Genomic DNA, 24347 nt, shown 5'->3' on the forward strand with positions numbered 1-24347 from the left:
GTCAGCCGGACCGCCGGTGGGGAGCGCCCCGTTGCCGAAGGCTCCGAGCAGATCGACGATGGGACGGGCCAGCAGATCGATCATCGGCGCTTACCGCTCGTCCTGTGCGATACCGGCGGCCGAGGCCGCGGTGGTATCAGCGGCCGAGGCCGCAACGGTTGCGCCGGTTCCGGCATCGGTGAGGGCGTACGACACCGCGGATGCGGTGGCCGCGGAACCGATGCTCGCCACCGTGCTCGCCAGGCGCACGACGGCGTCGGTGTGCGCCAGATGGGTGCCGGTGACCGCACCGAGAAACTCCTGTCCGATCAGACCGAAGACCGGAGCCAGCACCGCGGGGCCGCACGCGGCGGCGGCAGCACTTGCCGCGGCGATCTGCTCGGCCATGGTCGACGCCACCGCACCGTACGCGAGGACCCCCTCGGTTTCGACGACGAGCTCGGCCATCAGTGCCCCCTGAGAATGCGATCGATTCACGGTCGCCGAGTGCGACGCCCAATTGGTTCGACGCGGGTACGTGCCATTCGGTTCCCCCGAGTTGCCGTTCGCGTCCTGCCGCCCAGGTCCTATCCTTGTCGGCATGGAAACACACGTGGTCGATCACCCACTGGCCGCAGCCCTGCTCACCACGATGCGGGACGAGCGCAGCGACAATGCCACGTTCCGGTCGGCTCTGCGTCAGCTCACTCACATGCTGGTCTACGAGGCCACTCGCGACGCTGCGATCGACACCTTCGAGGTACGCACGCCCGTCGCGGTCACCGAGGGCACCAGGCTGGCGCGACCGCCGTTGCTGGTCCCGGTTCTGCGCGCAGGCCTCGGCATGGTCGAGAAGGCCAGCAGCCTCATCCCGCAGTCCCGCGTCGGTTTCGTCGGAATGGCCCGTGACGAGGAAACCCATCAGCCCGTCCCGTACATGGAATCCCTGCCGGACGACCTGTCGCAGACGCCCGTCTACGTGCTGGACCCGATGCTCGCCACCGGCGGATCCATGGTCCACACGATCGAACTGCTCGTCGGCCGCGGTGCGGCGGACGTCACCGCCATCTGCGTCGTGGCCGCTCCCGAAGGAGTTGCCGCGCTCGAAGCCTCGGGACTGCCGGTGCGACTGGTGGCAGCGAGCATCGACGACGGCCTCAACGACAACGCCTTCATCGTTCCCGGCCTCGGTGACGCGGGCGATCGTCAGTTCGGTCCGCGCTGACTCCCTCTGTCGCAGGTCGATTGGTTCTCGGCGTCTCCTGGCCATCGGAGGCGTCACCTACACCGCGACCGAGATTGCGGGTGCTCGATGTCGACACCGAGCAGATCGAGTTCCACGAACTGGTCGGCCGCAGGCTCGGTTTCCGTGCGCCGGGTGCTTCGACCGATCGGTACTGCACCGGGCGCATGGCATTTCGGGCCGACGGCCCGCCGCGCTACGTGCCGTGCCCCGGTCGGGAGCGGGCCGTCGCGTCGGGACAGTGCGCGACGTGCGCCGACAAGGACAGCTTTCGATTCGTGCACACCGTGCATCGCAGCGGATTCGTCTCACGTGATCTGGAAAAGCATGTGATGCAACCGCATTGGCTGTATCTTGCGGCGTTCGCAAACGGCACCTTCAAGATCGGGACGGCGGCGGACACGCGCAAATGGGGTCGGCTCGCCGAGCAGGGTGCCATCTGCGCGCGGTACGTCGCCCATGCCGACGACGGAAAGGCCGTCCGGGTGGCCGAGGACCTCGTGACCGAATCGATGGGGCTACGGCAGGCCGTGCGGTCCGCGGCGAAAGCCGCCTCGCTGTGTCTGCCGATCGGCGTGGACAGGCTCGAGGCCGCCGTCGCCGTCCGGGCCCAGCAGGTCCGCGAGATGCTGACCGAGGCCGGCGTCGCCGGCTGCACCCCGATCGACGAACCATGGGCACCGCCCGCAGGCCGGGAGGCGTTGAGCGAGAACGTCAGCCGCGTCGCCTACCCCGCGGATGTCGCAACCGGTTCCCACGGACTCGAGATCAGGACATGCGTCGGGCAGGCGGTGATCGCGACCGTCGACGACGAGACCTACGTCGTGGATCTTGCGCCGTTGAAGGGTCGGCGAATCGAACTCGGGGCCTTCACGTCCGATCTGCCTGCGGTGCAGTCGGCGCTGTTCTGACGTTCGGGTCGTCGACGCCTAGAGGTGCTGGGCGAAGTCGGTCAGTTCGGCCAGGATCTCGGCTGCTGCCGCCCGCGCTCTCGGTAGGTCCTCGGGGGCGTCGACGTGCTCGATCACTTCGAGGTAGGCCTTGAGCTTGGGTTCGGTGCCGGAGGGCCGCACGATCACCCGCAGCCCCGACCCGCTGATCTCGACTGCGTCGGTGCGTAATTCGTCGTCGCGCTGGGCGTAGTCCAGAACGGTGACCGTCCGGCCGGACAGTTCCGTCGGCGGTGCGCTGCGCAACCGGTGCATCATGTTCCCGATGTCGGCGAGGTCCGCGACCCGCCGCGAGACCTGCGCGCCCAGGTGAACCCCGAACTCGACCGCGAGGTCGTCGAGTACGTCGAGCAGGGTGCGACGATCCTGCTTCAGGCCGGCGGCCAGATCTGCGAGCACCACCGCGGCCGAGATACCGTCCTTGTCGCGCACCACGTTCGGATCCACACAGTGCCCGATGGCCTCCTCGTAGGCGTACACCAGGCCCTCGCCCGCGCGGACGAGCCATTTGAATCCGGTCAGGGTGCGGGCATAGCGAGCGCCGCGCGCCGGAGCGAGCGCCGAGAGCAGTTGCGACGAGACGATCGTGTTGGCCACCAGCGAGTCGGCGGGCGCGTCGGCGAGGAGATGGTTCGCGAGCAGAGCCCCGGTCTCGTCGCCGGTCAGCATGCGCCACCCGCTGTCCGTCGGCACCCCGACCGCACAGCGATCGGCGTCGGGGTCGAGGGCGATCGCGATATCGGCGTCGATGTCCGCCGCCAGCGCGAGCACGGCGTCGGCCGCTCCTGGCTCCTCGGGGTTGGGAAACGTGACGGTCGGAAACGCTGGATCGGGCTCGAACTGCTCCTCGACCACCCGGATGTCGCGGAACCCCGCGCCCCGCAGTGCTGCCGTCGCAAGTTCACCGCCGACACCGTGCAGGGGAGTCAATGCGATGCGGATGTCGCGACCCCTCGAACGTGGCAGTGCGACAACGGAATCGAGATACCGAGAAGCGATGTCGGAGCCGCCGGGCTGGACTATCGCGCGCGGAATCTCGATCGCGTCGGGAGTGGCCTCGATGAGCGCTTCGATCTGGGCGTCGCTCGGCGGGATCAGTTGCGAGCCGCCGCGGAGATACACCTTGTACCCGTTGTCCGCAGCGGGATTGTGCGACGCGGTGATCTGCACGCCGAGCTCGGCATCGAGTGCCCGCACCGCGAAGGCGACGACGGGGGTCGGCAGCGGCCGAGGCAGCATCACCACCGAAAAGCCTCGAGCGGAGAAGGTTTCGGCGGCCGCGAAGGCGAACTGTTCGGAGCCGTTCCTGGCGTCGCGACCGACCACGACGGTGGACCCACCCAGACCGTTCTCGACCAACCAGGCTGCGATGCCGGCCGAGGTTTTCGTCACCACCGCCACGTTCATCCCGTTCGGTCCCGCGCGCACCGGGCCACGAAGACCTGCGGTACCGAACGTCAGCGGTCCGCTGAACCTGTCGGCGAGTTCGGCATCGGGCAGGCCGCCGAGTTCTTCGCGAGCAGCGGGGTCGGGATCGCCTGCGATCCATCGTTGTACACGCTCGGTGAGATTCTCGGTCACAGGCGGGAGACCAACTCGTGCAACAGCGATCCCATGCGGGCAGCGGACTCCTTGCCTGCGGCGAGTACTTCGGTGTGATTCAGGTGCTCACCGGTCATTCCGGCGGCGAGATTGGTCACCAGCGAGATGCCCAGGACGCGTGCGCCTTTCGCTCGCGCGGCGATCGTCTCGTGCACGGTCGACATCCCCACGAGGTCCGCACCGAGTGTGCGCAGCATTCTGATCTCGGCGGGCGTCTCGTAGTGCGGACCGGGCAGGCCGGCGTAGACGCCGTCCTCGAGCGACGGATCGATGTCGGCCGCAAGGGCCCGAAGTTCGGGGGAGTACGCGTCGACCAGATCGACGAACTCCGCCCCGACGAGGGGTGAACGAGCCGTCAGATTGAGGTGGTCCGAGATCAGCACGGGCTGTCCGACGCTCATGCCGTCCCGGATACCGCCTGCAGCGTTGGTCAGCACGACGGTCGTGGCACCTGCCGCGATCGCGGTTCGCACCGGATGCACGACGCGTCGCAGGTCGTGCCCCTCGTAGGCATGCGTGCGTCCCTGCAGCAGCAGTGTGTGGGTGCCGCCGACGTCCACCGAGGTGATGGTGCCGGAGTGGCCCGACGCCGACGGTGGCGCGAACCCGGGCAGGTCGGCCATGCGCACGGTCGCGGTGGGGGAGCCGAAGACGTCGGCTGCCGCCTGCCATCCGGAACCGAGAACGATGGCCACGGTGTGGGTGTCGACTCCGGTTGCTGCGGCGAGTGCGTCGGCGGCGGTGCGCGCGGCACCCTCGGGATCGGTCACGGGGTCGGTCGCATGTGCGTCGGTGGTTGCCACGATGAACAACAGTAGGAGATCGACGCAACGGATGTGCGACCGGCGGAAGTTACTGTTGGGTAGTATCCGCTGCATGCCTTATCTCGAACGCGACGGTGACGTCCACATCCTGTTCCTCGGTGCCCAGAACGGGGCGGACAATCCCGAGAATCGGTTCCATCCGGACTGGATCGACGCCACCCACGCGTTGCTCGACGAGGTCGAGGCCTCGACCGGTCCGGCGGCGCTGGTCACCACGTCGGCGGGCAAGTTCTACAGCAACGGCCTCGACACCGACTGGCTGTTCGCCAACCTGGACAAGATCACCTGGTATCTCGACCGCGTACACACTCTCTACACCCGGTTGCTCGCTTTTCCGATGGCCACCGTCGCTGCTGTGCAGGGCCACGCCTTCGGCGCAGGCGCGATGTTCGCCACCTCCCACGACTTCCGCATCCAACGCCTCGATCGCGGCTTCTACTGCCTGCCCGAGGTGAACCTGAACATGCCGTTCACCGTCGGAATGTCTGCTCTGATCAACTCCCGGCTGCCCAAGCAGACCGCCGTCGAGGCGATGACGACCGGTCGCCGGTACGGCGGTGCCGACGCCGTGGCTGCCGGAATCGTCGAGGCGACGGCAGCGGAGGAGTCGCTGGTGTCCGACGCGGTCGCGAAGGCCGCCGCACTGACGAGCACCCGGGGTGCCAACCTGGCCGGCATCAAGGCTCGCATGCACGTGGATCTGCTCGCCGCGCTGAACACTGCGACCGACGACAGCAACTTCAGCTTCGGGAAGTAGTCACTCGGCACAGCTGTTCCGACAGTCGGTCGCGCTAGTGACACACTGTCTCTCGTGATCGACGAATCGAACAGTGCCGACGTGGGTGAGGCGATGGACCGCGCCCTGGCCGACGCCACCGACGAAGTGGTTGCGCTCTCGCACTCGATCCACGCGGAGCCGGAGCTGGCGTTCGCCGAGCATCGCAGCGTCGCCAAGATCCTCGACACGCTCCGGGCCCACGATTTCGAGATCGAGACGGCCGTCGCAGGTATCGACACCGCGTTCACCGCGTCGTTCGGCAGCGGCGATCTGGTGATCGGGATCTGTGCGGAGTACGACGCTCTGCCCGAGATCGGTCATGCGTGCGGGCACAACATCATCGCGGCCTCGGCTGTGGGTGCTGCGCTTGCGCTCGCTCCGGTCGCCGACGCGCTCGGGATCACCGTGCGAGTGCTCGGTACCCCGGCCGAGGAGACCGGCGGCGGTAAGGTCTTGATGCTCGAGCGAGGAGTGTTCGACGGCGTCGGCGCGGCGTTGATGGTCCATCCCGGTCCCTTCGACATCGTGGGTGCGACCTCGCTGGCGCTGGCGGACATCGCCGTCAAGTTCACCGGCCGTGCCGCGCACGCGTCGGCTGCTCCCGAGTGGGGAATCAACGCAGGCGACGCGGTGACCATCAGTCAGGTGGCACTCGGGCTCCTGCGTCAGCATCTGTCGCCGGGTCAGCAGTTCCACGGCATCGTCAGCGACGGGGGTGTGGCACCGAACATCGTGCCCGGCCATGCCGAGCTGCTCTACTACCTGCGCGCGAACACCACCGAATCGCTGCACGCTCTGACGGCGAAGACGTACGCGTGTTTCGAGGCGGGAGCAATCGCCACCGGGTGCACTCACGAGATCCGCACGGTGTCGCCGACCTATGCGGCGTTGACGCCGGATTCGTGGCTGGCTGCGGCTTTTCGGCAGGAGATCGAAGCATTGGGCCGGTCGCCCCTGGCTCCGGATTTGGAAGGATTTCGCCCGTTGGGCAGCACAGACATGGGAAACGTGACGAATGTTCTACCCGGTATTCATCCCGTCGTCGGCCTCGATGCGGGAGGAGCGGTGACCCATCAGCCGGAGTTCGCCGCCGCGTGTGTCACCGAGTCGGCCGATCGAGCGTTGCTCGACGGAGCTCTCGGTCTCGCCAGAACTGCTGCGCGCGCCGCAGCCGATCCCGGTACTCGCGCCCGTCTGCTCGACGGCGTGACCGCTCGCTCGGCGGCGCAGTCGTGAGTACCCGCGAGGACGCGATCGATCGGTGGATTCACGCGCACACGGCAGATCTCTCGCTGTGGCGGCGGCACATTCACGCGAATCCGGAACTTGCTCGACGCGAATTCGGCACCACCGCGTTCGTGATGGAGCATCTCGAAGCGGCGGGTCTGTCGCCCAAGCCGCTCCCCGGTGGAACGGGGTTGATCTGCGACATCGGGCCCGACGGTCCGCGGGTGGCGTTGCGGGCGGACATGGACGCCCTGCCGCTGCAGGAGAACACCGGCGCGGTGTACTCGTCGACCGTGCCGGGGGTGTCGCACGCCTGCGGGCACGACGCACACACCACGGTGCTGCTCGCGACCGGATTGGCGCTGGCGTCACTGCCGGACCTGCAGTACGGGGTGCGCCTGATCTTTCAGCCCGCCGAGGAGGTCATGCCGGGCGGTGCGCTCGACGCGGTGGCCGCGGGAGCGCTCGACGGCGTCACCAAGATCTTTGCGCTGCACTGTGATCCGCGGCTCGAGGTGGGGCAGGTCGGCGTGCGCCTCGGTGCGATAACCTCTGCGGCCGACACCGTCGAGCTGCGGCTGGATTCGCCCGGCGGACACACCTCTCGGCCGCATCTGACCACCGATCTGATCTACGCACTGGGCACCGTCATCACCGGCCTGCCCGGAATGCTGAGCAGGCGCGTCGACCCGCGGACCAGCACGGTCATGGTGTGGGGAGCGGTGGTCGCGGGCCAGGCCCCCAACGCCATACCGCAGACCGGCATGCTGACCGGCACCGTCCGCACCGGCGACCACGAGACCTGGGCGTTGCTCGAACCGCTGGTCCGCGAGATCGTCACCGGATTGCTCGCACCGACCGGTGTCCGCTTCGAGCTGCACTACCGTCGCGGCGTGCCTCCCGTGGTCAACGATCCGGCGTCCACGCACACGTTCGAGAAGGCGATCGAGAGGGTCGGACCCGACGCGTTGGCCGATACCGCGCAGTCCGGCGGCGGCGAGGATTTCTCGTGGTACCTCGAACGAGTGCCGGGCGCGATGGCTCGACTCGGCGTATGGCCGGGTACCGGGCCACAACTCGACATCCACCAGCCCACCTTCGATCTCGACGAACGAGCACTCGCCGTGGGCGTGAAGGTGATGACCGGAATCGCGCTGGATCCGAACTAGAGACAGGAGACGAGATGGCGTTCGATGTGTCGCCGATCGGGATCGTCAGATCCGAACGCGCCGAGGTGGTGGACGACAATTGGGGATCGGTCGAATCCGTCATCGACCTCCACGACAGTGTGCTCGACGCCGACTCGACCCTCGGTCTCGCGGAATTCTCCCACCTCGAAGTGGTCTACGGCTTCCACCTGTGCGATCCGGCCGCGACGACCACCGGCTCGCGGCACCCCCGCGGTGACACGACGCTTCCTCGGGTGGGTGTCCTCGCTCAACGGGTCAAGGACCGGCCCAATCATCTCGGAGTGTCGCGGTGCGAGATCGTCGACGTGGACGGACTGCGCATCCGAGTCCGAGGTCTCGACGCGATCGACGGCTCACCGGTCCTCGACGTGAAACCGTTCCTGCAGTCCATGGTTCCGGAACGTGCGGACGTGACCGAGCCGGCCTGGGTGGCGTCGGTGATGAAGAACTACTTCTGATCGAACTACGAGGCGGTACCGGGACCGACGTTACGGCTGTTGCGGGTTCGTAGGTCCCGCACGTATTCGGCTGGGGCACCGGCGATTTCGGCTGCCTCGGCCATGACTCCGAGGTAGCGTGCCGACGGTAGGCCGCCCTCGTAGGCGTCGAGCACGTACATCCAGGCGAGCACCGGCTCTCGGCCGGTCTCGATGCGCAGCCGGATCTTCCGGTGAATGCCGAGTTCCGAGCCCTCCCAGCGATCCAGGCTCTCCTCGTCCTCCTCGGACACGTCGTAGAGCACGACGAAGACCTGGGAGTCGGGATCCTCCACGACCGTGGCCAGCGCGCCTTCCCAACCGATGTCGCCACCGCCGAAGGTCAACCGCCATCCGTGCAGCCACCCGGTTCCCGACAGGGGCGAGTGAGGGCATCGCTGCAACATCTGCTCCGGATGCATGTTGGATCCGTAGGCGGCATAAATTGGCACGTCGGCCAGCCTAAACCGTATCGGTGCACACTGACGCCTCGTGGTCGTGTTTCGGTGCGTCGCCGCAGGTCCGCCCTCCTACGGGGCAAGGCAAGCCAGCCCTACCGACGCGCGAGGGCGGCCTCTGGAATACCGTTGACGCGACACAGCGAGAGATTTCGAGCATGCGAGAAGAGGATCAATGACCCGGATTGTGATCATCGGTGGTGGTCCGGCAGGGTACGAAGCAGCGTTGGTTGCCGCACAGTACGGCGGAGAGGTGACGCTCGTCGATTCCGACGGTATCGGCGGTGCCTGCGTTCTCTGGGACTGCGTGCCGTCGAAGACGTTCATCGCTTCGACCGGCATTCGCACCGAGATGCGTCGAGCCAGCGACCTCGGTATCTCCCTCGATCCGTCGCAGGCGGCCGTCGCGCTGCCGAAGATTCACGACCGTGTGAAGAGCCTCGCGCAGGCGCAGTCCTCCGACATCGCCCACCGCGTCACCTCCGTCGGCGTGGAGCTGCTGGCCGGACGCGCCGAGATGATCGACTCCCACGTCGGGATGGCCTCGCACCAGATCAAGGCGGTGCTCGCCGACGGCGAGGAGCGCATCCTCGACGCCGATGTCGTGCTCATCGCGACCGGTGCCCGTCCCCGCGTGGTCAAGGGAGCCGAGCCCGACGGCGAACGCATCCTCAACTGGCGTCAGCTCTACGATCTCGAGTCCCTCCCCGAGCACCTGGTGGTTGTCGGATCCGGTGTGACCGGTGCCGAGTTCGTCTCGGCCTACACCGAGATGGGCGTCAAGGTCACCGCGGTCTCGAGCCGCGACCGCGTCCTTCCGCATGAGGACGAGGACGCCGCGTTGGTGCTCGAGGACGCGTTCAACGAGCGCGGCGTCACCCTCGTCAAGCACGCCCGCGCCGATTCTGTCGTTCGCACCGACGACGGCGTTCTGGTCACGCTGTCGGACGGCCGCACCGTCGAGGGCAGCCACGCGCTGATGACCGTCGGATCGGTACCCAACACCTCCGGTCTCGGACTCGAGAAGGTGGGCATCGAACTCGACAAGGGCGGATACCTGCGGGTGGATCGCGTCTCGCGGACCGCTGTCGCGGGCATCTATGCAGCCGGTGACTGCACCGGTCTGCTGCCGCTGGCCTCGGTTGCGGCGATGCAGGGACGCATTGCGATGTATCACGCACTGGGACAGGCCGTCAGTCCGATCAAGCTCAAGACCGTCGCCTCGGCGGTGTTCACTCGGCCGGAGATCGCGTCGGTCGGCGTCGCGCAGTCCAAGATCGACGCCGGCGACGTACCGGCGCGCGTGGTGATGCTGCCGTTGACAACGAATCCGCGAGCGAAGATGAGTGGGCTCAAGCGTGGTTTCGTGAAGATCTTCTGCCGCCCGGCGACCGGCGTCGTCATCGGTGGTGTCGTGGTCGCCCCGAGTGCGTCGGAGCTGATTCTGCCCATCGCGATGGCGGTACAGAACAACCTCTCGGTCAACGACCTGGCGAACACGTTCTCGGTGTACCCGTCGCTGTCCGGTTCGGTCATCGAGGCCGCGCGTCAGCTGATGGCGCACGACGATCTGGATTGATCTCATCATGTGAGACTTGCGTTTCATATTTCGGTAGCACGTGAGACAGTCGAAGGAGCGGACACACCCGTCCGCTCCTTCTTCGACTCAGCGGATCCGCGGGCCGTCTCCCCATTCCTGCTGCCCCGGAGCCTCTCTCATGTCCACCACGTACCGTTCCGCCGGCCTGGCCGCCCGCACCGACTCGCTCACCAGCTCGGCCATCCGTGACCTCCTCGCTCTGACGGCACGCGACGATGTGATCAGCCTCGCCGGAGGTCTACCGGCCACCGATCTGATACCGATCGACCGCATCGCCGCAGCAGCAGAGGCTGCGCTTCGTCGCCCCGACGCGGTGCAGTACTGCGAGACATCCGGCCACCGCACTCTGCGTAGCGTCGTTGCAGCCAGGGAATCGCTCACGCGCGGGGGAATGCCCGTTCCGGTCGAGTCCGTCATCGTGACGCACGGTTCGCAACAGGCCCTGACGTTGCTCGCGCAGGCTCTGATCGACCCCGGTGCTGTCGTCGTGGTCGACGAGCCCGCGTACACCGGTGCGCTGCAGGTGTTCTCGATCGCCGAAGCGCGCATCGAGTCCATCCCCATCACCGATACCGGAATGGACACCGACGAACTCCAACGCAGACTGGCGGCGGGGCTTCGTCCCGCGGTTGTCCACACCGTCGCGAACTTCCACAATCCGCGGGGAGTCACGATGAGCGAGCAGCGTCGACGCCACCTCGCGGCGCTCGCGGATCGCTACGGATTCTGGGTCATCGAGGACGACCCGTACGGTGAGATATGTTTCGACACAACGGAATCCGATATCGGCGCTCCGCCGCTGCCGATCGCGTGTCACAGCGATCGCGTCATTCGACTCTCCAGTGCGTCGAAGATCCTCGCTCCGACGCTCCGTGTCGGCTGGTTCGTCGCCCCGCCCAGCGTCTGTGCGGCGGTGGAACTGCTCAAGCAGGGCGCGGATCTGTGTGGATCCTCGATGACGCAGCTGATGGCAGCGGAGATGCTCGCCGACACCGCGTGGCTCGATGCGCATTTGGTCGTTCTGCGGCGCGAGTACGGCTCTCGCGCAACGGCATCGACGAATGCTCTCGTCGCCGAGTTCGGTGATCGGCTCACCGTCTCGCGCCCCGAGGGTGGCATGTTCGCCTGGGCCACCTTCCGGGACGGAACCGACACCGGCGAGTTGCTCGACGCGGCGCTCGATCACGGAGTTGCCTTCGTGCCGGGCACGGCGTTCGCTTCGGATGCGCAGTACCGTCACTCGCTGCGGTTGAGCTTCGCCGGATCGACCCCGATCGTGCTGGCAGAGGCAGTGCGACGATTGGGTGCCGCGCACACGGCGTCGATGCAAGTGCGCTGACCCGATTGCCCCGACCCGACTGCTTCGACCGGACCGTTTCGACCACGGCAGGTTCTGCGCCCGGAGGACCTGGGGCGGTAGCCTGACGTGCAAGCAATGCGGGGATTTTCGATGGATATGGAGCGTTCGAGATGAGCAACCGATCGAATACGAAGTTCCTCGGACCCGACCAGCGGGTGGAGGCGTGGGACCAGCTCGGAACCGAGCAGTTCGACGTGGTGGTGATCGGCGGTGGCGTCGTCGGCTCCGGTGCAGCCCTCGACGCGGCGACGCGCGGACTGAAGGTGGCGCTGGTCGAGGCGCGGGATTACGCGTCGGGAACGTCGTCTCGCTCGTCCAAGATGTTCCACGGTGGGCTTCGATACCTCGAGCAGCTCGAGTTCGGACTGGTCCGTGAGGCCCTGCACGAACGCGAGCTCTCCCTGTCCACGCTCGCACCGCACTTGGTCAAGCCGCTGAAGTTCCTCTTCCCGCTCACGCACCGGTTGTGGGAGCGTCCGTACATCGCCGCGGGGATTTTTCTGTACGACCGCATGGGTGGGGCCAAATCGGTGCCGCAGCAGAAGCACCTGACTCGATCCGGTGCGCTGCGGATGTCGCCCGGGATCAAGCGCAAATCGTTGATCGGCGGGATCAGGTACTACGACACGGTCGTCGACGACGCCCGGCACACCATGACCGTCGCCAGGACGGCTGCTCACTACGGCGCAGTGGTGCGAACCTCCACCCAGGTCGTCGGTTTCCTGCGTGAGGCCGACCGGGTATCCGGTGTGCGCGTGCGTGATTCGGAGACCGGTGCCACCACCGAGGTGCGGGCACACGTGGTGATCAACGCCACCGGCGTGTGGACCGACGAGATCCAGTCGCTGTCCAACATGCGCGGACGCTTCCGCGTACGCGCCTCGAAGGGCGTGCACATCGTGGTGCCGCGGGATCGAATCGTCAGCGAGGCCGCGATCATTCTGCGCACCGAGAAGTCGGTGCTGTTCATCATTCCGTGGGGTGCGCACTGGATCATCGGTACCACCGACACCGACTGGAATCTCGATCTGGCACACCCGGCCGCCACCAAAGCCGACATCGACTACATCCTGGGCGAGGTCAACGGCGTGCTCGTCACGCCGCTCACCCACGCGGACATCGACGGTGTGTACGCGGGCCTGCGGCCACTGCTGGCAGGCGAGAGCGACGAGACCTCCAAGCTCTCTCGCGAGCACGCGGTCGCTCGGGTGGCCCCGGGACTCATCGCCATCGCCGGCGGCAAGTACACGACCTACCGAGTGATGGCCGAGGACGCCGTCGATCTGGCGGCCGAGGACATCCCGGTGCGGGTGGCGTCCTCGATCACCGAGAAGGTGCCCCTCGTCGGTGCCGACGGTTACTTCGCCCTGGTCAATCAGGCACCGCATCTGGGTGAGATGTACAAGCTGCATCCACATCGGGTGACGCATCTGCTCGATCGGTACGGTTCGTTGATCGACGAGGTGCTGGCGATGGCCGACGGCAAACCCGAACTGCTGCAACCACTCACCGATGCGCCGGCCTACCTTCAGGTGGAGGTGGTGTACGCCGCAGCAGCCGAGGGCGCACTGCATCTCGAGGACGTGCTGTCGCGTCGTACCAGGATTTCCATCGAGTACTCCCATCGCGGGATGAACTGTGCGGGTCAGGTTGCGGCGTTGATCGCACCTGTCCTGGGTTGGGACGAGGCCACGGTGGACCGTGAGGTCGAGACCTACCGCGCCCGGGTGGAAGCCGAGATCGAGTCACAGCGCCAGCCCGACGACGCCTCGGCGGACGCTCTGCGAGTCGTCGCTCCCGAGGCCCGCCAGGAAATCCTCGAACCCGTTCGCACGATCTAGCGCAGTCGAACCAGCGTCCGGGGTGCGCGAGCAGCTGTCGCGCCGGACACGGCCATGATCAGCAGGGTGAGTATCGCAAGTGTCAACATACGACCCATGGTGATCGGCGAAGCTGTGAACAGGCTTGGCCGCACCTGACAGGGAGCTTTCAGGTTTCATCCCGTCTTTGCTCGACAGGGCGCGAGGACGGCGCGAGCTGCGCCCGGAGATACGCTCTCTCGACCGGCGATGGGTCGAGAGCAAGCGCAGCCGTTCGTGCGTTCTCGGCCTCTTCCATGCGGTCCAGGCGATCGAGCATCACAGCTCGACAGGCATGCCACAGGTAGTGGCTGCCGAGAGAATCGATGGCGTCGAGTGCGTCGAGCCCGGCGGCAGGACCCTGGCTTTCCCCTACGGCGACACCGCGGTTCAGTGCCACGATCGGGGTGTTCTCCACAACCACGAGCGCGTCGTACAACATGACGATTCGTGACCAATCGGTGTCGGCGTAGGTCGCTGCAGTGGAGTGACATGATGCGATGGCTGCCTGGATGGTGTAGCGGCTGGGCCGAGAGTCGTTGCGACGCAGTGCACTGTCCATCAACCGAGCACCCTCCTCGATAGCCTCTCGATTCCACCGAGATCTGTCCTGATCCTCCAGCCTGGCGAGGCCGCCCGATTCATCGGTCCTGGTCGCCCGGCGCGAGTCCGTGAACAGCATGAGGGCCAGAAGCCCCTGGAGTGACGGCTCGTCCGGCATCAGGTCGATCAGCAAGCGGGCCAACCGAAGTGCCTCGTCGCACAGCTGCGGCCGCACCAGCGTCTCGCCCCCGAGATGGCCGGCGGTGAACATCAGATACACCGTGGTGGCCACAGCGTCGAGTCGTTGCGGTAACTCTGCCGAATCCGGTACTCGATACGGAATGTTGGCAGCTGCGATCTTCTTCTTCGCGCGTGTGAGGCGTTTGGCCATGGTGGCCTCGGGCACGAGCATCAATCGGGCGATGTCGGACGTGGCGAGCCCGCAGAGCGTGCGCAGGCTCAGTGCCACCTGGGCGTCGACGGAGAGCGTCGGATGACAGCAGGTGAAGACCAACCGCAACAGATCGTCGGCGATCGCGGACTCGTCGCTCTCGCTCCAATTCTGCTTCAGCACGGCGAGATCCGCCGCCTCTCGTTCCTTCGTGGTGCGCCCGGCCTCGCGTCTGATGATGTCGAGTGCCTTGTTTCGAGCTACGGTCGTGAGCCAGGCGCGCGGATTGTCGGGGACACCCGATCGAGGCCAGTGAGCGAGTGCGGTCACCACAGCCTCGGAGACTGCGTCCTCGGCGACGGCAAGGCTGCCGGTGGTGCGCACGAGGGTCGCCAGCACTCGGCGACCCTCGTCACGGACCACGGCCGCCAGGTGCTCGGCCGGTGTGCTCACTGAGCCATCGGGATGATCGGCCGTACTTCGATTGCTCCGTTCCATGCCGCTGGGATCTGTGCGGCCAGTGCGATCGCGGCATCGAGGTCCTGTGCCTCGAGGAGGAAGAACCCCGCGAGTACCTCTTTTGCTTCGGCGAACGGACCGTCCGTTGTCAGGACGTCACCTCCCTTCCCGCCCGACACGCGCACGGTGGTGGCGGTCGAGGTGGGGTGAAGGACCGCTCCGCCGATGATCGCCGGTCCGGCCGCGGCACTGAATGCACCGTATTCGGCCATCTCGTCCGCGACCTCGGGCGAGGTCCAGTCGGCGTCATGGGTGTAGACGATGGCTGCGTACGTGGTCATGAGGTCTCCTTGGAATCGTCGTGGTCGGCGCCGTTCGTCGACCTACACACGAAGGACGAACGAGGTTCGTCGAAAAGGACACCACGGACCGGACGATCTCGCCAGACCTCAGTTCTGGCAGTGCGGGCAGTGGTAGATCTGCCGTTCCTCGAGTGGATTGTCTCCGATCAGGCCGAATTCGATGGTGGTTCCGCAGCGTCGGCATGGCTTGTTCTCCCGGCCGTACACCCAGAAGTGTCGGCCCGGGCGTCGATCCCCGGTAGTGACGCGTTGGTTTCGATCCTTGTTGGCCATGATCAATCGATAGGACAGGTCGATCGTCTTCTTCAGGTCACCGGCGTCGCCGACCGGTGTACGCGGGTCTATGCCACGCAGGAAGCAGATCTCGTTTCGATAGACGTTGCCGAGCCCTGCGAGGTTGCGCTGATCGAGCAGAGCGAGTCCGACGGGACGAGCCGGATCCGACTCCAGATTGGTCAGGGCGGTTTTCGGGTCCCAATCGGGACCCAGTAGATCCGGTCCGAGATAGCCGACAACCTCGTCCTCGTCCTCGACGATGTCGAGCACTCCGAGTTCGAACCCGATGGCCTGCGCGTCGGCGGTGTTCAGGATGATGCGTGCCTGGAACGCGGGGCGACGCCAGCGAGCGCCGGGTGCGTAGACGTGCCAGGTGCCCTCCATCTTCAGATGCGAATGAATGACGTAGCCGCCGACTCTGATCAGCAGGTGCTTACCGCGTGAGGCGACGGAATCGACGGTCTCTCCGGTGAAGTCGACTGTGGCGTAACGGGGTACGCGAATGTCGCAGGTCGTCAGTCGCTGGCCTTCCAGCGCTGCCCGCAGAGTGTTCGCAGCGCGCCAGACGGTATCGCCCTCGGGCATCGGTGTCCTTTCTCGTTCCTGGGGAGTGTTGCGGTGCTTCAGCGACGCAGACGAAGGCCGCGTGGCGTCGCCGAGAAACCGGCCTCGGTCAGGGTCTTGGCGAAGTCGGTGCCGTGAATATCGTGACCGTTGATCCGCTCGACGAGTAGCTTGTCGACTCCGCCGCGGCGAACGGTGGCCGCCAATGCGGTTGCTGCAGCGCCGATGTCCTCGGTGTTCTCACCGAACGTCAGCACCGACTTTCCGCCGCGTTCGACGAACATCGTCAACTCGCCCCGGACGAGGACCACCAGTGCACCGGCCTTGCGACCCGGCCGATGCTTCGTCGTCTCGTCCGGCTTGTCTCCGACACCGGCCTCGCCGATGCCTGCTTTCGGCCAGGGCAGTGCTCCGCCGTAGGGGTTGGCCGGATCGCACGACGCGAGCACGACGGCGGTGGCGTTCTTCTTCGGTTCGTCGTAGCTGCGCAACCGGTCCACCACATCGGAGGTGGAGAACTGCGCTCCGCCGAGGGAATCGACGAAGTAGCCGCGACGGCAGCGACCGGAATCCTCGAATCCGGTGAGCACCTTGTACATCGTGGCGAATCCGCCGGGCACGCCCTCGTTCATCACCGAGCCGCGGGTCACCACGCCGTAGCGTTCGAGCAGTACATCGGCGGTCGCATGGGCGCGGACGGTCAGGTCGGGTTCGAGCTCGGGCAACCTCGACCATCGTCCACCCGCGGTAGGAGGTCCGGTGCGGGTGGGCAGGGACGGCCGCTCGAACTGCCGGTACGAGCGCAACCGCGGTGTGCGACGCGGTGCTCGATGGCTCGGGGCCGAGCGGGTGGTCGTGGAGTTCAACAGCGCGCGCAGCGGGGCGAATGTGTCGTTGCTCAGACGGCCCGCCCACACCAGCTCCCACAGGGCGGCCTGAAGTGCGGTGTCGTCGGTACTGCCGACGGTGTCGGAGAGTTGGCGGAAGAAGTACGCGCCGCCGCCCGCAACGGCGTCCTGAATGCGAATCTGCAACTCCGACAGGTCGGATTCGGCAGCGGGCACGAGAGTCAGCGGAGCGGTGTCGGCCATGTGCAGGCTCACCCAGCCGTCCTTCGAGGAGATCGCGCCGTGTCCTGACCACAACACCTCTCCGGTGGAGGTCAGTTCGTCGAGCATCGCCGGACTGTAGTCCGTCACCCGCGACGAGAGCACGAGTGATTCCCAGGCCGATGCCGGAACAGGAACGCCCGCAAGCTGTTCGATGACGGTTGCGACGCCGTCGATTCCGCTCAGGCGTCGGCTGTCCACGTGCTGCCACGCCGGCAGGAAGCGGCCGAGGGTGGCGGTGGAGACGGGTTCGATCTCCTGCCGGGCCGCAGCGAGCGACCGGCGCCGCAAACGTCGCAGGACCTCGGCCTCGCACCATTCGCTGCCGGTGGCTCCGGGCCGAAATTCGCCCTCGACGACGCGCTTGTCGACGGCGAGTCTGCGCAGGACGTCGCGTACCACGGCGGTGCCCACCCCGAAGCGCGCCGCCGCGTCGTCGAGGGTGAACGGTCCGTGGGTTCGGGCGTACCGGCTGATCAGGTCCACCAGCGGGTCGTCGACGGGTTCGATGAAGGCGGACGGAGTTCCGATGGGGAGCGGGACGCCCAGTGCGTCGCGCAGCCGAGCGGCGTCCTCGATCGCCGTCCACCAGTTCTTGCCGGCGAACGAGACCTCCATCGCCCGCTTGGCGTCGGCGAGTTCGGTGAGCCACTGCGGGTACTCGTCGCCGTCGGTTCGAAGGCCGACTTCCTCGACGGTCAGCGGACCGAGCAGTCGCAGCAGGTCCGCGACGCCTTCGATGTCCTTGGCGTGGCGGTCCTCGGGGAGGCGCTGTAGCTCGAGTTCGGTGGTGGTGATGACGCTGTCGTCGAGCAGCTCTCTCAGTTCGACGCGTCCGAGCAGCTCGGCGAGGAGCGCCGAGTCGAGTGACAGTGCGGCGGCTCGGCGTTCGGCCAACGGGCTGTCGCCCTCGTACATGAATGCGCCGACGTAGTTGAACAGCAGCGAGTTGGCGAACGGGGACGGTGACGGCGTCTCGACGTCGACGATTCTGATCTGGCGTCGGCCGATTCTGGCCAGGATGTCCTCGAGGGCGGGGAGGTCGTACACGTCTTGCAGGCACTCGCGGACGGTCTCGAGCAGGATCGGGAACGTCGGGTACTTGCGTGCCACGTCGAGCAGTTGAGCCGAACGCTGGCGCTGCTGCCACAGCGGCGCTCGCTTGCCCGGGTTGCGGCGGGGGAGAAGCAGTGCGCGAGCGGCACATTCGCGGAATCTCGATGCGAACAGAGCCGACCCGCCGACCTGCTCGGTGACGATATCGGCGATCTCGTCGCGCTCGAAGACGAACAGTTCTGCGCCCGGCGGCTGGTCGTCGGTGTCCGGAAGCCGGACGATGATGCCGTCGTCGGATGCGGTGGGCGCGGCGTCGATGCCGTATCGCTCGATCAGCCTCGCGCCGACTGCGAGTGCCCACGGCGCGTGCACCTGCTGACCGTAGGTGGAATGCAGCACGAGCCGCCAGTCACCGAGTTCGTCGCGGAACCGCTCGACGATCATCGTCTTGTCGGTGGGGAGCTGGCCGGTGGCCTCGAGTTGCTCGTCGAGCAATGCGATGAGGTTGTTGACCGCGTTGGCGTCGAGACCGTCGGAGCTCAGCCGGTCGGCCAAGTTGCTGCGATCGGTGGTGCTACGCAGGAACTCGCCCAGGGCCTGGCCCAGTTCGGCCGGCCGGCCCAGGCCGTCGCCGTGCCAGAAGGGGAGCCGGCCGGGTTGGCCGTACGCCGGGCTGACGAGCACCCGATCGTGGGTGATCTCCTCGATGCGCCAGCTGGTGGCACCGAGAGCGAACACGTCACCCACTCGCGATTCGTAGACCATCTCCTCGTCGAGTTCGCCTACCCTGGACTGCTTTTCGCCCACCATGTAGACGGTGAACAGGCCGCGGTCGGGGATGGTGCCACCGGAGGTGACGGCCAGCCGTTGCGAGCCGGGACGGCCGGTGAGAGTGTTCGCGTCGCGGTCCCACACCAGCCGCGGCCGCAGTTCCGCGAACTCGTCCGAGGGGTAGCGACCCGAGAGCAGGTCGAGAGTCGACTCGTATGCCGAACGGGGCAGCGTGGCGAAACTGCCTGTGCGACGGACGGAATCGAACCAGTCCTCGGCGTCGATCGGTTCGAGGGCGCAGGCCGCCACCGTCTGCTGCGCCAGCACGTCGAGTGGATTGGCGGGAACGAACAACGCCTCGATCTTGCCCGACGTCATGCGTTCGACGGTGACGGCGCAGTGGATCAGGTCGGTCCGGTGCTTGGGGAACAACACGCCCTTGGAGATCTCGCCGACCTGGTGACCTGCGCGTCCGACGCGTTGCAATCCACTCGCCACCGATGGTGGCGCTTCGACCTGGACGACCAGATCGACTGCGCCCATGTCGATTCCGAGTTCGAGGCTGCTGGTGGCGACGACGCAGCGCAGCCTGCCGGTCTTGAGATCGTCTTCGATCAGCGCGCGCTGATCCTTGCTGACACTGCCGTGGTGGGCTCGGGCCAGCAACGGATCGGCACCGTGGTTCACGTCGGTGGGAGTGCCGACCTGCGAGGGCGGTTTGTGCTCGGTGTCGACGCCGTCGCCGATCCGTTCGGCGTACACCTCGTTGAGCCGCGCAGTGAGCCGCTCTGCGAGCCGTCGAGAATTGGCGAAGACGATGCACGATTTGTGCTCGAGGATGAGATCGACCATCTTCTCCTCGACGTGGGGCCAGATGGATCCCTGCGCCGGGGGAGCGGCCGAGGTGTCCGCATTCGGGTCGGTGACGCCCAGTTCGGTCATGTCCTCGACCGGCACCTGGACCGTCAGATCGAACGTCTTCGGTGCAGGTGGAGCGACGATCTCGATGGGAGCGGCACCGGCCAGGAATCGGCCGACCTCCTCGTGGGGTCGCACCGTCGCGGACAGGCCGATGCGTTGAGCCGGCTTGTCCAGCATCGCGTCGAGCCGTTCGAGAGACACCGCGAGGTGTGCGCCACGTTTGGTGCCTGCGACGGCGTGTACCTCGTCGACGATGACGGTGTCGACCTCGGCGAGGATGTCTCGCGCGGCCGAGGTGAGCATGAGGAACAGCGACTCCGGGGTGGTGATCAGGATGTCCGGCGGAGTCTTGATCATGTTCCTGCGGTCGGCGGCGCTGGTGTCGCCGGATCGCACACCGACCGAGATCTCCGGTGGGTTCAGGCCGAGGCGCTTGGCGGTCTGGGTGATGCCGACGAGGGGAGCGCGCAGGTTGCGCTCGACGTCGACGGCAAGGGCCTTGAGCGGCGAGATGTAGAGGACTTTGGTCTTGCGGGTGCTGTCCGCACCCAGCTGCGCAAGCTCGTCCAGGGCCCACAGGAAGGCCGAGAGCGTCTTGCCCGAACCCGTCGGAGCAACCACGAGGGTGTGCGAACCACTCGAGATGGACGACCACGCGCCCAACTGCGCGGACGTCGGAGCGGGAAAAGCGCCGGTGAACCATTCCCGGGTCGGCCGCGACAACTTCTGCATCACCGACAGCTCGCCCGCTGCGTCGGTGCCCGTACTCTGCCTGGCCATCCCATCATCATGCCCCCGGGCACCGACAGATAACCCTCACGCCGTTCCCCGAGCGTGCGGCGGTGTCGATTCGAGCGATTCGGGTACACCGCCCCCATGACCGACGACCAAGAGATCATGCAGAAGATTTCCGCGAAACTCGACGCTCTGCTCGGCAGCAAGACCAACGGCCTGCAGAACGAGGTGCCTCCGGGCGCGAGCATCCAGTCCGACGAGGACGATGCCGAGCACGGGCCACTCGGCCGCGACTACCACCTGGCGAGCAAATACGCGCAGGCTCTCGCCATCAACGAGCCCCAGGTCATCGACCGCGAGGAATTCGATCGACTGGTCGCCGAGTACGGCTGACCAGCACCGCTGCGCGACACCGGCCCCGGCCCGCCTACGTGGGTCGGGGCTTCGTCGTGTTCGCAGCCGTGGCGCGGAGCCCGGCACCGGATCTACAGTCGACGGGGTGACCGAACGCAAGAAACCAGGAGTCACGTTCGAATCCTGGGTGGACAAGCAGATTCGCGAGGCGCAGGACAACGGTGCGTTCGAGGGCCTGGAGGGCACCGGCAAGCCGATCCCGGTCGGCGATCCCGGCGACGAGCTGTGGTGGGTGCGGGGCTACCTGAAACGGGAGAACCTGCCCGCCGACGCCTTGCTGCCCACTGCATTGCAGCTGCGCAAGGAGATCGAGCGGCTGCCGTCGACATTGATCGGCATTCGGCGCGAGGATTCGGCACGAGAGGTGTTGGACGAGTTGAACGCTCGCATCGTCGACTGGATTCGGTTCCCGACGCCGCCGATCGTGCCGCTCGGCCCGGTGGACGTCGAGAACTGGATGGAGAGCTGGCGGATCAACCGCGCCGAGGTCGACCGACTGGCCCGCGAGCATGCGGCGCAGTCGCCCGCGACACCCACGAATGCGGCGGTTTCGGAGGCACCGTCCTGGTGGACGCGACTACGTACGAGGCTCGCCCGGGGGCGTTGAGCCCGAGCGCCTAGTTCTCTTCGTCTCGTAGCTCCTCGTTGAGCTTGTCCTCACCGCGATTGCGGAAGAACTTGAATCCCGGAATGCCGATGACCGCGCGCCGAACGTCCTTGGTGACTCCGAGGAGTTCGTGAATCTCGGGGGACACCGTGTCGAGGGTGGCGAGAATGGGAAGCAGCGCTTCCATGTGATCGAGGAGTCCGGGGAGCTGATCGACCATCGCGATCGCGGCGTCGACTTCCTCCTCGGACAGGTTGTCGACGAACTTGCGGGCCATGGGCTCGGACTTCTTGGCGATGGGATCGAACAACTCGATCAGCTCCAGCGCGGTGTGTGAGGCGACCGACGCCGACGCGACCACCTCGTCCGCGGCCCCGGTTGTCCGCTGCACGCTGGCGACCACGGCGTCGGCGGAGTCGATCACGTGATCGATACGTGTCATCAACATCTCAATGCGCGTCAGCAGTGCTTCGATTCGGCCGGGCAGGGTAAGCGCGAAAGCGGTCGTGGTGAGCATCCAGCCCGCACCGGCCCGAGCGACCGCGACTCCTCGCCGGAGCACAGTTTCGGTACCGAGGGGATCGGGGAGCACCACACCTGCCAAGACCAGAGCCATAGGAGCGACAATGCCACACCGACACAACGCCCCGAGTGCCGTTAGCCTCGAAGCATGAGAGCTCTCGTCACCGGTGCCAGCGGGTACATCGGGTCGCGGTTGGTGGCAGCTCTGCTGGCCGACGAGTTCGAGGTCGTCGTCGGCTCCCGAACGCCGGACAACCTGCGGACCTTCGACTTCTTCGACTCCGTCACCGCAGTCTCGCTCGATGTCACCGACGAGCAGTCCTGCGCTGCCGCGTTCGCGCAGTCCGGCGACATCGACGTGGCCTATTACCTCGTGCATGCCATCGGCGAGTCCGATTACCGCGCGCAGGACCGGCGGTCTGCCGAGCAGTTCGCCGCGGCGGCGGCGCGGGCGGGAGTACGCCGAATCGTCTACCTCGGTGGTTTCGTACCCGATGACGACCAGCTGTCGGAGCACCTCGCGAGCCGGGCGGACGTCGGCGAGGCTCTGACGGTGGACGGCGTCGAGCTGGTCTGGCTCAGAGCGGCCATCGTCCTGGGTGCAGGTTCGACGTCGTACGAGATGTTGCGCTACCTCGCCGACCGCTTGCCGGTGCTGCCGCTGCCGAGTTGGCTCGCCGAGCCCGTGCAGCCCATTGCCGTGGACGACGTTCTGCACTATCTGCTCGCAAGCGCCGACACCGATGCAGTCCCAGCGGGTTCCTACGACATCGGTGGGCCGGATGTGGTGCCGTATCGAGATCTGGTGTTCGCGTACGTCGAAGCTGCCGGCCTCCAGCGCATCGGCGTTCCGGTGCCGCTGGTGCCGACCTCGCTCGCAGGCAAGGTCATCGGAAAGATCATTCCGGTTCCCGCGGGACTCGCCGAAGATCTCGTCGGGTCGCTGCACAACACGATGACGACGTCGGAGAGTCGGATTCGTGAACTCGTGCCGGACCCTCCCCGAGGTCTCACCACGATTGCCGACGCCATGGCCCGTAGTGTGCGGGGAATGGTCGGTGACCCTCCCGGTGTGTGTGCGCTGAAGGATCCGCTTCGGCTCGCGCGCACCGACGCGGCCTGGAGCGGCGGTGACGCTCTGGGGATCAGACGTCGCGGTGTCGCGGCATCCTCGGACCGCACCTGGGGGTTGATCGAAGCCCTCGGCGGGCGTCGACTGCTGTACGCCAAGCCCGTCGCGGCAGCGGTACGCACCAATCTCGACGTGATAGCCGACGTGAATCGACGCGCGAGGTCGGCCGTACGCCGACTGACCGATACCGAGGAGGCGTAATGGGAACGTGGTCCACGACCGCGCTCAACGTGATGAAGTCCGCTCTGGTCGATCCAGTCGAGCGCGATCACCGACAGTCCGACGCAGCGTTTCGCAAGCGCCGAATCGTCGTGATGATCACCTTGGTGATCGGCGCGACGGTGCTGTACTTCTCGCTCAAGACGGAGCCGGGTGACCCGACGTTCTATGCGCTGACGCTGGTGCTTGCCGCAGTCTGGACGATCGGTGGATTTGCGTCCGGACCACTGCACCTGGGCCGTATCCAGGTCGGCGGGTCGATCAGACGGCCGATCGTCACCCCCATCCTGATCGGACTCGCCGTGGGCGGAGTCTTCTTGCTCGGCGGACTCGTGGTTCGGCAGATTCCGCCGCTGGCCGACTTCACCGAGAACGTGCTCGCACACGCCCGGGTGGGGTCACTGGTTCTGATCGTCTTCATCGCGCTGCTCAACGGCGTCGCCGAGGAGATCTTCTTCCGGGGAGCCCTGTACTCGGCCATCGGGGTCAAGCATCCGGTCATCATCTCCACCGTCATCTACGCGATTGCCACCCTCGCATCCGGCAATCCGATGCTGGGCTTCGCGGCTGTCCTACTCGGTTACGTGATGGGTCTGCAGAGGCGTGCGTCCGGTGGCATCCTGGCTCCGATTCTCACGCACGTCAGTTGGTCGGCGGTCATGGTCCTCGCCCTACCCCCTCTGTTCCTGTGAAAAAGAGGCACAAGCACCGATTCGACCA

22 protein-coding genes are annotated in these 24347 nt (G+C 66.5%); 13 read left to right on the forward strand and 9 right to left on the reverse strand.

Annotated elements, in window-relative coordinates; all coding sequences use genetic code 11:
• Positions 1 to 90 precede the first annotated feature (90 nt).
• The gene (locus tag CH256_RS25365) at positions 91 to 447 is read right to left on the reverse strand and encodes a type VII secretion target (RefSeq protein ID WP_141215329.1); all 357 of its coding nucleotides are present in this window, start codon (positions 445 to 447) and stop codon (positions 91 to 93) included.
• 133 nt (positions 448 to 580) lie between these two features.
• Between CH256_RS25365 and upp the strand changes: the two genes are divergently transcribed.
• Positions 581 to 1204, forward strand: a complete 624-nt coding sequence (gene upp, locus CH256_RS25370) for a uracil phosphoribosyltransferase (RefSeq protein WP_037188128.1) — start codon at positions 581 to 583, stop codon at positions 1202 to 1204.
• Between the two features lie 80 nt (positions 1205 to 1284).
• Complete coding sequence (locus tag CH256_RS25375; protein WP_255183256.1) at positions 1285 to 2133, forward strand: DUF2797 domain-containing protein; 849 nt, start codon at positions 1285 to 1287, stop codon at positions 2131 to 2133.
• A gap of 18 nt (positions 2134 to 2151) precedes the next feature.
• Here CH256_RS25375 and CH256_RS25380 read toward each other — a convergent pair whose 3' ends face one another.
• Together CH256_RS25380 and CH256_RS25385 are read right to left on the reverse strand one after the other, a co-directional pair.
• Positions 2152 to 3753 (reverse strand): phospho-sugar mutase, encoded by a 1602-nt coding sequence (locus tag CH256_RS25380; RefSeq protein WP_094639008.1) that lies wholly within the window; start codon positions 3751 to 3753, stop codon positions 2152 to 2154.
• Positions 3750 to 4652 (reverse strand): purine-nucleoside phosphorylase, encoded by a 903-nt coding sequence (locus CH256_RS25385; protein ID WP_373454880.1) that lies wholly within the window; start codon positions 4650 to 4652, stop codon positions 3750 to 3752. The genes CH256_RS25380 and CH256_RS25385 overlap by 4 nt, the downstream gene beginning before the upstream one ends.
• On the opposite strand from CH256_RS25385, the gene CH256_RS25390 reads away from it, so the two are divergent.
• The 4 genes from CH256_RS25390 to CH256_RS25405 all read left to right on the forward strand — a co-directional run bounded on the left by CH256_RS25390 (position 4651) and on the right by CH256_RS25405 (position 8251).
• Complete coding sequence (locus CH256_RS25390; protein WP_094671192.1) at positions 4651 to 5355, forward strand: enoyl-CoA hydratase/isomerase family protein; 705 nt, start codon at positions 4651 to 4653, stop codon at positions 5353 to 5355. The two genes, CH256_RS25385 and CH256_RS25390, sit on opposite strands and share 2 nt — an antisense overlap.
• Positions 5356 to 5448: 93 nt before the next feature.
• Positions 5449 to 6612: a M20 family metallopeptidase gene (locus CH256_RS25395; protein WP_094671216.1), complete on the forward strand. Its 1164-nt coding sequence runs from the start codon at positions 5449 to 5451 to the stop codon at positions 6610 to 6612.
• Positions 6609 to 7772: a M20 family metallopeptidase gene (locus CH256_RS25400; protein WP_094639006.1), complete on the forward strand. Its 1164-nt coding sequence runs from the start codon at positions 6609 to 6611 to the stop codon at positions 7770 to 7772. Before CH256_RS25395 ends, CH256_RS25400 begins: the two co-directional genes overlap by 4 nt.
• A 14-nt stretch (positions 7773 to 7786) precedes the next feature.
• Entirely contained in the window at positions 7787 to 8251 is a 465-nt protein-coding gene (locus tag CH256_RS25405) for a TrmO family methyltransferase domain-containing protein (protein WP_094671194.1), read from the forward strand.
• 5 nt (positions 8252 to 8256) lie between these two features.
• On the opposite strand, the gene CH256_RS25410 is transcribed toward CH256_RS25405, so the two are convergent.
• Complete coding sequence (locus CH256_RS25410) at positions 8257 to 8721, reverse strand: gamma-glutamylcyclotransferase (protein ID WP_037188123.1); 465 nt, start codon at positions 8719 to 8721, stop codon at positions 8257 to 8259.
• Between the two features lie 181 nt (positions 8722 to 8902).
• Between CH256_RS25410 and CH256_RS25415 the strand changes: the two genes are divergently transcribed.
• From CH256_RS25415 to glpD, 3 genes are all read left to right on the forward strand, one after another.
• The gene (locus tag CH256_RS25415; protein ID WP_068051456.1) at positions 8903 to 10306 is read left to right on the forward strand and encodes an NAD(P)H-quinone dehydrogenase; all 1404 of its coding nucleotides are present in this window, start codon (positions 8903 to 8905) and stop codon (positions 10304 to 10306) included.
• A gap of 139 nt (positions 10307 to 10445) precedes the next feature.
• Positions 10446 to 11666 (forward strand): aminotransferase-like domain-containing protein, encoded by a 1221-nt coding sequence (locus CH256_RS25420; RefSeq protein ID WP_094671196.1) that lies wholly within the window; start codon positions 10446 to 10448, stop codon positions 11664 to 11666.
• A gap of 131 nt (positions 11667 to 11797) precedes the next feature.
• Entirely contained in the window at positions 11798 to 13528 is a 1731-nt protein-coding gene (glpD, locus tag CH256_RS25425) for a glycerol-3-phosphate dehydrogenase (protein ID WP_094639003.1), read from the forward strand.
• Positions 13529 to 13676: 148 nt separating this feature from the next.
• Here glpD and CH256_RS25430 read toward each other — a convergent pair whose 3' ends face one another.
• The 4 genes from CH256_RS25430 to CH256_RS25445 form a co-directional block, all read right to left on the reverse strand.
• Entirely contained in the window at positions 13677 to 14933 is a 1257-nt protein-coding gene (locus CH256_RS25430; RefSeq protein WP_256989549.1) for an RNA polymerase sigma factor, read from the reverse strand.
• Positions 14930 to 15280 carry a YciI family protein gene (locus CH256_RS25435; RefSeq protein ID WP_068051448.1) on the reverse strand — a complete coding sequence of 117 codons (351 nt, stop codon included), beginning with the start codon at positions 15278 to 15280 and terminating at the stop codon, positions 14930 to 14932. The genes CH256_RS25430 and CH256_RS25435 overlap by 4 nt, the downstream gene beginning before the upstream one ends.
• 108 nt (positions 15281 to 15388) lie before the next feature.
• Entirely contained in the window at positions 15389 to 16162 is a 774-nt protein-coding gene (locus CH256_RS25440) for a DNA-formamidopyrimidine glycosylase family protein (protein ID WP_094671200.1), read from the reverse strand.
• Positions 16163 to 16200: 38 nt separating this feature from the next.
• Positions 16201 to 20778: an ATP-dependent helicase gene (locus CH256_RS25445; protein WP_094671202.1), complete on the reverse strand. Its 4578-nt coding sequence runs from the start codon at positions 20776 to 20778 to the stop codon at positions 16201 to 16203.
• Between the two features lie 96 nt (positions 20779 to 20874).
• Between CH256_RS25445 and CH256_RS25450 the strand changes: the two genes are divergently transcribed.
• Complete coding sequence (locus CH256_RS25450) at positions 20875 to 21126, forward strand: modification methylase HgiDII (RefSeq protein WP_068051442.1); 252 nt, start codon at positions 20875 to 20877, stop codon at positions 21124 to 21126.
• A 106-nt stretch (positions 21127 to 21232) separates the two neighbouring features.
• On the forward strand, positions 21233 to 21754 hold the full coding sequence (locus CH256_RS25455; RefSeq protein WP_094671204.1) for a J-domain-containing protein: 522 nt from the start codon (positions 21233 to 21235) through the stop codon (positions 21752 to 21754).
• A gap of 10 nt (positions 21755 to 21764) precedes the next feature.
• Here CH256_RS25455 and CH256_RS25460 read toward each other — a convergent pair whose 3' ends face one another.
• On the reverse strand, positions 21765 to 22370 hold the full coding sequence (locus CH256_RS25460; protein WP_068051439.1) for a ribulose 1,5-bisphosphate carboxylase large subunit: 606 nt from the start codon (positions 22368 to 22370) through the stop codon (positions 21765 to 21767).
• A gap of 54 nt (positions 22371 to 22424) precedes the next feature.
• On the opposite strand from CH256_RS25460, the gene CH256_RS25465 reads away from it, so the two are divergent.
• Positions 22425 to 23609, forward strand: a complete 1185-nt coding sequence (locus CH256_RS25465) for an NAD(P)H-binding protein (RefSeq protein ID WP_068051437.1) — start codon at positions 22425 to 22427, stop codon at positions 23607 to 23609.
• Complete coding sequence (locus CH256_RS25470; RefSeq protein ID WP_068051435.1) at positions 23609 to 24319, forward strand: CPBP family intramembrane glutamic endopeptidase; 711 nt, start codon at positions 23609 to 23611, stop codon at positions 24317 to 24319. Before CH256_RS25465 ends, CH256_RS25470 begins: the two co-directional genes overlap by 1 nt.
• Positions 24320 to 24347: the final 28 nt, after the last annotated feature.

Origin of the sequence: Rhodococcus sp. 05-2254-6 (assembly GCF_002258565.1) — a bacterium.
Taxonomy (GTDB): Bacteria; Actinomycetota; Actinomycetes; order Mycobacteriales; family Mycobacteriaceae; genus Rhodococcoides.

Excerpts from the sequence above, each read along its gene's own strand:
- CH256_RS25365 (WP_141215329.1), bottom strand. The coding sequence starts at position 447 with ATGGCCGAGCTCGTCGTCGAAACCGAGGGGGTCCTCGCGTACGGTGCG.
- upp (WP_037188128.1), top strand. The coding sequence starts at position 581 with ATGGAAACACACGTGGTCGATCACCCACTGGCCGCAGCCCTGCTCACC.
- CH256_RS25390 (WP_094671192.1), top strand. The coding sequence starts at position 4,651 with ATGCCTTATCTCGAACGCGACGGTGACGTCCACATCCTGTTCCTCGGT.
- CH256_RS25385 (WP_373454880.1), bottom strand. The coding sequence starts at position 4,652 with ATGCAGCGGATACTACCCAACAGTAACTTCCGCCGGTCGCACATCCGT.
- CH256_RS25395 (WP_094671216.1), top strand. The coding sequence starts at position 5,449 with ATGGACCGCGCCCTGGCCGACGCCACCGACGAAGTGGTTGCGCTCTCG.
- CH256_RS25405 (WP_094671194.1), top strand. The coding sequence starts at position 7,787 with ATGGCGTTCGATGTGTCGCCGATCGGGATCGTCAGATCCGAACGCGCC.
- CH256_RS25415 (WP_068051456.1), top strand. The coding sequence starts at position 8,903 with ATGACCCGGATTGTGATCATCGGTGGTGGTCCGGCAGGGTACGAAGCA.
- CH256_RS25420 (WP_094671196.1), top strand. The coding sequence starts at position 10,446 with ATGTCCACCACGTACCGTTCCGCCGGCCTGGCCGCCCGCACCGACTCG.
- glpD (WP_094639003.1), top strand. The coding sequence starts at position 11,798 with ATGAGCAACCGATCGAATACGAAGTTCCTCGGACCCGACCAGCGGGTG.
- CH256_RS25435 (WP_068051448.1), bottom strand. The coding sequence starts at position 15,280 with ATGACCACGTACGCAGCCATCGTCTACACCCATGACGCCGACTGGACC.
- CH256_RS25440 (WP_094671200.1), bottom strand. The coding sequence starts at position 16,162 with ATGCCCGAGGGCGATACCGTCTGGCGCGCTGCGAACACTCTGCGGGCA.
- CH256_RS25445 (WP_094671202.1), bottom strand. The coding sequence starts at position 20,778 with ATGGCCAGGCAGAGTACGGGCACCGACGCAGCGGGCGAGCTGTCGGTG.
- CH256_RS25450 (WP_068051442.1), top strand. The coding sequence starts at position 20,875 with ATGACCGACGACCAAGAGATCATGCAGAAGATTTCCGCGAAACTCGAC.
- CH256_RS25460 (WP_068051439.1), bottom strand. The coding sequence starts at position 22,370 with ATGGCTCTGGTCTTGGCAGGTGTGGTGCTCCCCGATCCCCTCGGTACC.
- CH256_RS25465 (WP_068051437.1), top strand. The coding sequence starts at position 22,425 with ATGAGAGCTCTCGTCACCGGTGCCAGCGGGTACATCGGGTCGCGGTTG.
- CH256_RS25470 (WP_068051435.1), top strand. The coding sequence starts at position 23,609 with ATGGGAACGTGGTCCACGACCGCGCTCAACGTGATGAAGTCCGCTCTG.